The 10,521-nt window shown below is 50.1% G+C and carries 7 protein-coding genes and 1 pseudogene; 1 reads left to right on the top strand and 7 read right to left on the bottom strand.

Annotation, left to right across the window (positions count from 1 at the left end; all coding sequences use genetic code 11):
• Positions 1 to 356 precede the first annotated feature (356 nt).
• Positions 357 to 1,754 (bottom strand): 6-phospho-beta-glucosidase, encoded by a 1,398-nt coding sequence (locus tag ACTCCX_RS11680; RefSeq protein WP_463276152.1) that lies wholly within the window; start codon positions 1,752 to 1,754, stop codon positions 357 to 359.
• A 257-nt stretch (positions 1,755 to 2,011) separates the two neighbouring features.
• Entirely contained in the window at positions 2,012 to 2,911 is a 900-nt protein-coding gene (locus ACTCCX_RS11685) for an aldo/keto reductase (protein ID WP_463276153.1), read from the bottom strand.
• A gap of 214 nt (positions 2,912 to 3,125) precedes the next feature.
• Here ACTCCX_RS11685 and ACTCCX_RS11690 point away from each other — a divergent pair, with 214 nt between their 5' ends.
• Positions 3,126 to 4,103 (top strand): aldo/keto reductase family protein, encoded by a 978-nt coding sequence (locus ACTCCX_RS11690; RefSeq protein WP_463276154.1) that lies wholly within the window; start codon positions 3,126 to 3,128, stop codon positions 4,101 to 4,103.
• A gap of 301 nt (positions 4,104 to 4,404) precedes the next feature.
• Here ACTCCX_RS11690 and aroD read toward each other — a convergent pair whose 3' ends face one another.
• The 5 genes and pseudogenes from aroD to ACTCCX_RS11715 form a co-directional block, all read right to left on the bottom strand.
• Positions 4,405 to 5,160, bottom strand: coding sequence for a type I 3-dehydroquinate dehydratase (gene aroD, locus ACTCCX_RS11695; protein WP_463276155.1), 756 nt, complete (start codon positions 5,158 to 5,160; stop codon positions 4,405 to 4,407).
• A gap of 172 nt (positions 5,161 to 5,332) precedes the next feature.
• Positions 5,333 to 6,603, bottom strand: a pseudogene (locus ACTCCX_RS11700) (alpha-galactosidase).
• On the bottom strand, positions 6,596 to 8,584 hold the full coding sequence (locus tag ACTCCX_RS11705; protein WP_463276156.1) for a glycoside hydrolase family 127 protein: 1,989 nt from the start codon (positions 8,582 to 8,584) through the stop codon (positions 6,596 to 6,598). The pseudogene ACTCCX_RS11700 and the gene ACTCCX_RS11705 overlap by 8 nt, the downstream one beginning before the upstream one ends.
• 124 nt (positions 8,585 to 8,708) lie before the next feature.
• Positions 8,709 to 8,945 (bottom strand): DUF6171 family protein, encoded by a 237-nt coding sequence (locus tag ACTCCX_RS11710; protein WP_463276157.1) that lies wholly within the window; start codon positions 8,943 to 8,945, stop codon positions 8,709 to 8,711.
• A 1-nt stretch (position 8,946) separates the two neighbouring features.
• Positions 8,947 to 10,398, bottom strand: a complete 1,452-nt coding sequence (locus tag ACTCCX_RS11715) for an alpha-N-arabinofuranosidase (RefSeq protein WP_463276158.1) — start codon at positions 10,396 to 10,398, stop codon at positions 8,947 to 8,949.
• Between the last annotated feature and the right edge of the window lie 123 nt (positions 10,399 to 10,521).

Raw genomic sequence — 10,521 nt, forward strand, 5'->3', positions numbered from 1 at the left:
AGAGGCTATTACGAGAACGGGCGCTTTTTGCCCGTGACGTAATCGCAGCTTAGGCACAGATTTCTGGGATTCAGAACACGTTTACACAGAGTGTGATGATTCGCGGGAGGTCGTCTCGAATGAGGCGGCCTTTGGTGTTTTCCGGCGAGCAGCGGAAAACCTCTCAGCTCCGGTCAGAGCGCTTTCGCCGGTGGACAGCGGTAACTTTCGGTCCCACTTTCGACGAAGCCGTGCTCATCGGAGTACGCAAGCAGAAATGTTGAGCGAACTCCGGCGAAGCCTCCGTTCGCCGGAGTTGCGCACAAAAAGAGTGGCTGCCCTTTACTGGGCAGCCACTCTTTTTGTGATATCTTTTTTTAGTTTGATTTCATCAATTCATCGACGTAAGCAACTGTTTCCGGTTGGTTTGCTTCGATTTCAGCAATTTTTTCTGCAAATTGTGGCAAATGATCTTTGTGTGCATACAATAATTCATCCAACAAAGTTTTGGCTGTTGTTCCGCCCGGCACAAGTGGGTTGATTGTGAATGCTTGCAATGCCGCACCGTAGCTGCCTGTGATGGCTGCGCGGATGACTGTTTCTTCCATCGCTTTCATGCCTTGCAATAAGCCACGGGCCGCGGAAGGCATTTCACCCCAGTTGTAAGGCTCTGCACCATGGGCTGTAATCAAGGCGGAAACTTCTACGACGCAATCATAAGGCATATCTTGGATCGTGCCGTTGTTCGCTGTCGATACGACCATATCCGTGCGTTTGTCATTTTGGATCGACGCGATCACTTCGCAGGCTGCATCGCTGTAATGCGTACCGCCGCGTTGCGACAATTCTTCCGGCTTATAGTTCAAAGCAGGATCTTTGTAAAGTTCGAATAAGCGCGTTTCTGTTGCCTTGACGACCTGTGCACGTGTTTCGCCTTTTTCGAATTCTTCGATGGAGTGTTTCAGCATTTCATCTTCGATATAGTAATAACGGTGGTATCCACAAGGAAGCAAGCCTAAGTCCTTCAATTGCTCATAGTGGAATTGCGCGCTGTGGATGTTTTTCAGATGGTTTTCATCTTCGGTTTTTTGTGGTCCGTAAACCATATCGATCACTTCATCTGTGCGTTCAGCGCCCTTGTCATCCCAGACACGGTGCCAATGGAAGTGGTTGATTCCGGCAAATTTGAATAATAATTCCTCTTCAGGAATCGCTAATTTTTCTGCTGCGACTTTGCGGTGTCCGATCGGAACATTGCACAATCCGATTGTTTTTTTCCAACCAAAATGTTTGATGGCTGCTTCAGTCACCATGCCTGCAGGGTTCGTAAAGTTGATCAACCAGGCATCCGGACATTGCACTTTCATATCCGCAATGATCTCACCGATAATCGGAATCGTACGGAAAGCTTTGAACATCCCGCCTGCACCATTGGTTTCTTGACCCAAAACACCATGGGACAATGGGATGCGCTCATCTTTGATACGAGCATTCAGTAAACCTACACGGAATTGTGTCGTCACGAAATCCGCATCTTTCAAAGCATTGAAACGATCCAATGTTAAGTGGACTTCCCAGTCCAATCCAGCCGCCTCGACTTGGCGTTTCGCCATGGCGCCGACGATCTCCAGTTTTTCCTTACCTGCTTCGATATCTACCAACCAAATTTCTTTGATAGGCAATTCATCTTTTCTTAAGATGTATCCTTCAATCAATTCCGGTGTATAACTGGAACCTCCACCAATCGTAACAATCTTCAAAGCTTCTTTCGACATGCATGATTCCTCCTATTTTTGGTTTCTTTTGCTTTCCGACTCAATAATCCTGTCGTGGAATCTATCTATTCCCTGATAAAGACTCTCCAAACCCGCCCTCAAGGAAAGGCTTTCATTCCGCCATCCATGTAAGGGCTTTTCGTCTTCATGATTTCATCTTAGCACATCCCCGGCGCGTCCGGAGAATCCCCTTACATTTTGATTACTGATTACTCATAATGATTTTCGTTTCAAAAATGAAACAGTTTGTTTCATCCTCAAAGGATGTCCAGCGCCGTTTTGAAAGTGGGTGCCGGGAACCTTTCGTCCAACAGTTTCAGATCTTCTTCATCCAGCCTGATTTTGGAAGCTTGGGCATTGAGATACGTGTGCTCGGGGTTGGAAGAGCGCGGGATCGCTGCAACATCCGGATAGACGAGGCACCACGCTAGAATAATCTGGATCCCTTCGACACCATGTTTTTTGGCGATGCGCTGCACTTCCTCACTCTCCAACAGTTGACTGCGCAAGCGACCGCCTTGGGCTAACGGCGAGTAAGCCATGATCGGAATATTGTGTTCCCTTTGCCATTTCAAGAGATCGTACTCTATCCCGCGGGATCCCAAATGATACAAGACTTGGTTGACTTGGCACTGGTCCCCATTTTCCATAGACAAAAGATCCTGCATATCATGGATGTCGAAGTTGGAAACGCCCCATCTGCCGATCTTCCCTTCGGCCTTCAACTGCTCCATTCCGGCTATCGTTTTGGCCAAAGAAACATCCCCGCGCCAATGCAGCAGATAAAGATCCAAATGATCCGTATCCAATCTGCGCAGGCTTTCGGCACAAGCGGCCAAAATTTCATTCCGGCTCGCCCGATGCGGATACACTTTGGAAACAAGATAGACTTGATCGCGGATGCCTTTAATCGCTTCACCCACCAAGCGTTCCGACTCCCCGTCTCCGTACATTTCGGCTGTATCGATGAGCGTCATACCCAGCTGCACGCCCAAACGCAAAGCCTCGATTTCCTCTTGTCTTTTTGCAGGATCTTCACCCAAATACCACGTTCCTTGCCCGACTTGCGGCATGATGCTACCATCCGGCAACGTCACCAACCGATTGGCATTCTCTTTACGCAGTGACTCCATGATGTGTTCATCTATGTTCGTCATTTACAGACACCATCCTTTCTGTTTGCGACAACCTTCCTTACAACAAGTATACCTTTTTTTGCCGCTAATACAAAAGGAATCACAGCGCTTCCATTTTTTCGTTTTTTTTTGCCCTTTTCCTTTGGCGATTTCAATTTTTTGGCTTATGATAAAGATATGAAACTATTTTTCCTATTACCAAAGTCGGATTAAATGAACCAAGGAGGACGAACGGATGAAATACAGGAATCTTGGAAAAAGCGGTTTGCGCGTCAGTGAAATCGCGCTGGGAAGTTGGCTGACTTACGGAAAATCAGTAGCGGATCAAACGGCCGAACAATGTATCCGGACTGCGTATGAAGCAGGCATCAACTTTTTCGACACAGCCAACGTTTATGAAAAAGGAGCTGCAGAGAAAGTCCTCGGAAAAGTTCTTAAGGATTACCGGCGCTCCAGTTTGGTCGTCGCCAGCAAAGTCTATTTCCCGATGGGGGACGGCCCGAACGACCGAGGCTTGTCGCGCAAGCACATCATCGAATCCTGCGATGCTAGCCTGAAACGTCTCGATATGGATTATCTCGACCTTTACCAATGCCACCGGTACGATCCGAGTGTGCCGTTGGAAGAAACGCTCTGGGCGCTTGATGATCTACAGCGGCAGGGCAAGATCCTTTATGCCGGCGTCAGCGAATGGCCAGCCGCCAAAATCCAGGAAGCTCATCAAATCGCAAAACAGCATAATTTCCGGCCGCTCGTTTCCAACCAACCAATCTACAATATGATCGAGCGCTACATCGAGGTCGACGTGTTGCCCGTCTCCGTCGCCAACGGTATGGGCCAAGTCGTCTTCTCCCCTTTAGGACAAGGCATCCTGACCGGCAAGTATAAAGCCGGAAAGCAAATTCCGGAAGGTAGCCGTGCGGCCAACAGCAAGCTGAATAGTTCAATGCAAAAATATCTGGAAAACGAGGCCCTGTTGGAAGCCGTCGGAGAAATCGAAACCATCGCGCACGAATTGGAAATCACCATGCCACAACTGGCTCTGGCCTGGATTCTGAGACAACCCGGCGTCAGCTCCGCCATCATCGGTGCCAGCCGTCCCGAACAGATCGAGGACAACATCAAAGCAGTGGATATCGAATTGACCGATGAACTGCTGCTCGGCATCAACCAAATTTTGCTGAAAGTGAGCAGCTTCAAACCAAGAAGTTAGAGTGCGATGATTCGCGTTCAGGGGATGAGCACTAAGAGGATATTACGAGAACGGCCGCTCTTTGGCCGTGACGTAATATCAGCTTAGGCGGAATCCCCTGCGAATCAGAACACGTTTGCTGAGAGTGAGATTAATCCCAAGCACAAAGCAAGCCAAACAGACCGTCTCAGATTTTGATACGGTCTGTTTGGCTTGTTTATTCAGTATTTCGGTCCTGTCCCCCGGTGAACGCATACCAGTCCGGAGCTGAGGTCCGTTTCCGCTTCCCCGTCCGGCGCGCTGCAGCAGCGCCCTTTCTTTCTCAGTCCAAGGCCAATATTTCCAGGATGGAGCGGACATCGCGGACAGATACTTGGCCAGGCGCGGAAACGTCTTTAGCCGCCGCGAAAGTCAGGCAAGAACCGAATAGTTCGCCCGCCAGCCGCGAAATGGCGCCGAGTTTACCCATTGACATCGTGATGCAAGGGCGATCAGCTTGCTTTTTTTTCATCTCCAACGTCGCCGCCAGCAGCGTCAGGACATCTTCCTCGCTTTGCGGCATGACCGCAATCTTGGTGATATCCGCACCGAGTTGCTGCATCTTCACCAATCTTGCGATGATTTCCTCTTTAGCCGGTGTCCGGAAGAAATCGTGGCTCGACAGGACGACTTTCACATTTTTTTCCTTGGCTTCGGCAATCAATCCGATTATGTCTGCTTCAGAACTGAACAATTCGAGATCGACCATGTCCACAAGTCCTGTCTGGATCGCGAAACGGTTCAGTTCAAAATAACGATTTAAGCTCAGCTCACGCTCTCCGCCCTCTTTTTTGGTGCGGAACGTGAACAGCAACGGCTTTTTGTAGATGCTATTGATTTCGGCCAATAATGCCCCTACCTGCTCCAACTGCTCTACATCTTCGAAAAAATCGACGCGCAACTCAGCCAAATCGAAAGCAACGTTTTCCAGCATTTCGACTTCAGTAATGATTTCCTGTTTTGTTTTCCCCACTAACGGCACGCAGATTTTCGGCCTGCCTTCGTTGAAGACGACATCTTTCACTTGAACGGTTTTCAATGGTGTATCCCTCCATGGCGCATCCTGGTCCCAGCTTCCTTGAACGAATCCTTCCGATCAAAGGAAGCTGAACTTCCGAGTATATGATACTTCCCATTTTATCGTTTATCGCGCCAAAAGCATAGGGACACTTTGCGGAACTTTTCCGCTCCGCCCGATTTTCGATCTTTTTCTATCTGGTGACGTACAGAGCAACACCATGGGCCGCGATAAAGGTCGTTTGTGCTTCCGCCACCGATACGGTCCGGTTTGCCCAAACTTCATGCATTTCTCCTCCAATGGATTGCAGCCACTCCCTAGCCGCTTCAGGCAAAACGGCCGGATCATCCGACAGATTGAAACAGGCAACATATTTTCTGGTGTCACTTTCAGAAGCCCAGATCACCCAATCTCCCTTCCGGTACACTTCTCTGGCACCGCGCCCGTTCTGATGCGCATCGATCAGATAAGGATCTATCAGTAACGCACGCGTCCAATCATCCAACTTCCGCAGATCACCGCCGAACAGCAACGGTGAACGGAAAAGCGACCACAGTGTCATCAAGGTGCGCTGCTCCTCTTTCGTAAAACGCGTCATGCGCGCCTCAGATCCATCGGCAACGGTCCGGGTCCCAATATGACCCAGCGGCAGCATGTCGCAATCCGGCCAAGTGCCGGCACCGACAAAAGCCGACCATTTTCCGCAGCGTCCGAACATATCATACAGTTGCTCCCAGTTGTCCCAAAGATCGTCCGTCAGCCGCCACATGTTGGCATTCCGTTGGAAAAAGGTGCCCGCTTCGATTGGAGCCGGGCCCGGTGAAAGGCTCAACACCATCGTCCTGCCGCAGCGGTCGATGGCTTTCCGGATCAGCTCGATTTCGCCGCTGTGCGTTCCGTACAATTTCGAATCCGCGATATCATCCACTTTCAGAAAATCGACTCCCCAGGAAGCGTACAGAGCCAGCAGCGAATCGTAGTAAGCTTGCGCGCCTTCATTCGAAGCATCCACACCGTACATATCCGTGTTCCAGGGGCAAATGGAATTTGCATCCGCAATGTCCCTAGCCGTTTTTTGCGTACCTAAAATTTTCGTGTTGCTGTGCACGGCCTGCCTCGGAATGCCTCGCATGATATGGATGCCGAATTTCAGCCCCATTGCGTGGACCGCATCCGCCAATGGTTTGAATCCTTGTCCCCCTCTGCTCGAGGGGAATCGGTTTTCGGCAGGGATCAGCCGGCTATATTCGTCCTGGCAAAGTTCGGTGAACGGATGATAGGCACAGGAATCAGCAGCGGTTCATACCACTGGATGTCCACGACAATGTATTCCCAACCATAGTCCTTCAGACTTTTCGCCATCACTTCGGCGTTGCCCAACACTTCAGCTTCCGTGACGCTCGCCCCGAAAGAATCCCAACTGTTCCAGCCTTTCGGTGGTGTCTGTGCGTAATCCCTAAACATGTGACTCCTCCTTATCAATCCATACCTGCATTTCCCCCAAAGATCGATTTCCCCAACTGTAGTATGGAATGAAGGTCAGTTTTTTTGGAATAATCTGCGGTTTTTGGCGGACACGGTACAGCGTATCCTGCCACTCATCTTCCGTCACCCGCACCTCACCTTCCGCGTCCAGACAGACGATGTCGCCAAGAATGTCATCAGTCAGGAAACGCGGCCGGATCGCTCCGGTCAGTGCCGTCAGATGCAGTTGTTTCCCGTTATCCTGTTCTTCCATACAATAAACGAACGGTCCACGTTGCAAGGCGACTTTGCCTTTATCCGCTTTGACGAGTGGGTGTGCCTCAAGTTCGTTGCTTGGGATGGTGTAGGCCAATTCGATTTCCGTCGATCCGGATATTATGGCCACGTAGGTGTAGCCGTTGTCGGTTTCGGTAAGCACTTCCTGTCCATCCACAACCAGCACGGGATGCTCCGCCCAATAAGGGATGCGGATGCCCAAACGCAACCGCTCAGCGGATGTTTTTTCAACCGTAATGAAGGTCCGGCCCGTTTCCGAAAATGTATGCCTTTGCCGAATCGTGTACGCTTTGCCATCCTGTTCCCCGTGCAACTCACTGTCGATGAACAAGTTCAGCAGCACTTCATCCGCCTTTTGCGTAAAGGTGTATCTGCCGATAGCAGGAAGTGTACGCGCCAAGTTCGGCGGACAGCAGGCGCAACCGAACCAGGAAGGACGCGTCGCCTTCACATGACTCTTATCCGGATTAAAGGTGCTTGCTTGGGGATCCACCTCCAATGGATTGACGTAAAAGAAGTGTTTTCCATCCAAAGCCATCCCGCTGATGACGCTGTTGTAGAGTGCCCTCTCCATAATGTCCGCATATCGGCTGTCGGTTTCGGTCTTCAGCAATTCATTCGAAAAATTCAGCAGCCCGATTGCCGCACATGTTTCGCAGTACATCAGATCGTTCGGCAAATCATAATCATAGGTGAAGGCTTCCCCGCGGACGGTCGAACCGATGCCGCCTGTGATGTACATGCGCTTTTGGACGATATTCTCCCAGATTTTTTTCGCGGCGCTGATCAGTCTTTCATCTTGCTTATGGTGGCCGGCACCCGCCATTGCCTGCGCCATATAGACCAAGCGTACGGCATGCCCTCTTGCCGAATCCTGCTCGATGACAGGCTTATCCGCTTGATGATAGACGGTATTGATGACCGGTATCGGCCCTTGTTTCAATCCGATGCGGTCATTTTCCTCCAGTTGTTTCGTGAAGAAACTCGGATCCTCGCCGCGCACTTCCAGGAAGTAGGCGCTCAGATCCAAGTACTTCTGCTTGCCCGTCAATTCATACAGACGCACAAGCGCCAGTTCGATTTCCTGGTGACCATCGGTACCGTCGATTTTTCCTTCTCCTTTGCCGAAATGCGCTTCGATGCAGTCGATTGCTTTGTCAGCGACCTGCAGCAACCGGTCGGAGCCGGTCGCCTGAAAATAACCGATGGCTGCCTCGATCAGATGACCGATGCAGTAGAGTTCATGGCTTTCGAACAACCTCCTGAACTTTAATTGCGGCGCCTCAATCTGATAATACGTACTCAAATACCCGTCATCGTCCTGAGCCGCTTCCAATAAGTCAATCGTTTCTTCTATTTGAGTTGTCAGAGTTTCATCCTTTTCCAAAGCGAGTGTGTTGGCTGCCGCTTCGATCCATTTGTATAAATCACTGTCTTGAAATAACCAGCCGTAGTGGTTGCCTTCCTTCAGTCCTGCCGCTATCTTGAAATTTTCGATCACATGGCTTTTTTCCGTGGGGATGGTCGCATCGTCCCGTTCGCTTTCAATGATGACGTCCCCTTTGTCATGCAGGACATCCCATTGGAAGGGGATCATTTCCTCTTTCACCAGTTGCATATATTTCAGCCAGAAGCTATCTGCGATTGTCACTTGCGGGTTTTGCTGCAGTAATGTTTTGTTCATTATAAATCCTCGTTTCCTGCGAAATTTTCTGATTTTAACCAAGATACAAGAAAAGCCACCAGCGAGCCGGCAGCTATTCCTGTTGATATGAGCATAAATACAGAAGCGATACACTGAAAATGGTTCACCATTTCCCTAATGGACAACGTTTGTCCTGCAGGCTGGCGCGAAAACGCACGAAGCATCCGCAATGTTGACACGTATGCTCCGAAAGCGCCAGACACCCGCTGCAGACCGCGAGTCGCTGGTCCCGCAATTTGTTTGAGGCGTGATTCAGCTCCATCGACAGTTGTTCATCGATTGCGCTCTCTATATCCATCTCCATCATTTGGTTTTGGCGCTCGCAACCTTTGCAGGTCATATCAGTTTTCCTTTGCGTATAAGGAAACGACACTCATCGGAGGCAACGTGATCGTCACTTCGTTGCCGTCCACCACAAAATCTGTGAACGCGTGTTTCGCAACGGCTTCAGGGTTCTCAAAAGAGTTATGATCATCCATCTTGCTTCCGAAAATCCCTTCCGCTTGCACTTCCGCGAATGTGTTGTCGACAAGGCTTAGCGTGACAGTTTCTGCGTCAGTCAGGCTGTAGTTGCAGAATGATGCCGTCATGATACCCTCTTTTTTCGAGACCGTGTAACTGGTCGTACCGGAAACAGCACCGTCCGCATCCACACGGGTTGCATCCTGGTGATTTTTGTACAGATCAAATACATGATAAGTAGGGGTCTTGATCATCTCTGCGCCTTCAGTCAAAATCATCGCCTGCAGTACATTCACCATTTGGGCGATGTTCGCCATCTGAACGCGTTCCGCATGCTTATGGAAGATATTCAGCGTCAGACTCGCGATCATCGCATCGCGGATCGTGTTCTGTTGGTATAAGAAACCTGGATTGGTGCCCGGCTCCACAGCCAACCAAGAGCCCCATTCATCCACAATCAGTCCGATCCGTTTTTCAGGGTCATATTTGTCCATGATTGTGCTGTGCCGCGTGATCAATTCATCCATCTTCAAGGCGCTTTCGATCAATGAGAACCATTCTTTTTCAGGGAACCCTAATGCCGGGCGCTTGTCCTCCCACACGGAAGCCAAAGCGTAGTGGTGGAGACTGATACCATCCATGAATGGCGCTGCATTTTTCATCAGCACGTCCATCCAGTTGTAATCATCAATATTCGGTCCGCAAGCAATCTTATAAAGCGGTTCTTTCGTGTACTGTCTGACGTAGGTTTGGTATCTGCGGTACAGATCGGCATAGTATTCCGGGCGCATATTACCGCCGCAGCCCCAACTCTCATTGCCGACTCCGAAGAATTTGACTTTCCACGGCTCATCCTGCCCGTTTTCACGGCGCAATTTGGACATCGGCGAAAGGCCATCCATCGTCATGTATTCGACCCATTCCTGCATCTCCTGAACTGTGCCGCTGCCGACGTTGCCGTTGATGTAGGCCTCCGCACCGACCTGTCTGCACAATTCAAAGAATTCATGCGTCCCGAAATGATTATTTTCCGTCACACCGCCCCAGTGCGTATTCACGATTGCAGCACGTTCTTCAGCAGGGCCGATGCCGTCTTTCCAATGATACTCATCAGCGAAACAGCCGCCCGGCCATCTGATGACCGGCACTTGGATGGCTTTGAGCGCCTCCACAACATCTTGTCTGATGCCATTGACATTTGGGATTTCTGAATCGGTTCCCACCCATACTCCTTCATAGATGCATCTGCCCAGATGCTCCGCAAATTGACCATATATATAACGACTGATTGTTCCTGTTTCTCTGTTCAAAGTTACCTGTATCTTATTCAAATGGTTGTCCTGCCTTTCTGATTTTTGTCTGTCCCGGGTTCGCCGAAAATCGGAAACCCATCCGCGCTCCAGGTGAACACTTGCGCGTGCGCATGGCGGTCAGGCACATCCAAGGGATCGCCC

Source organism: Trichococcus sp., from assembly GCF_055118575.1.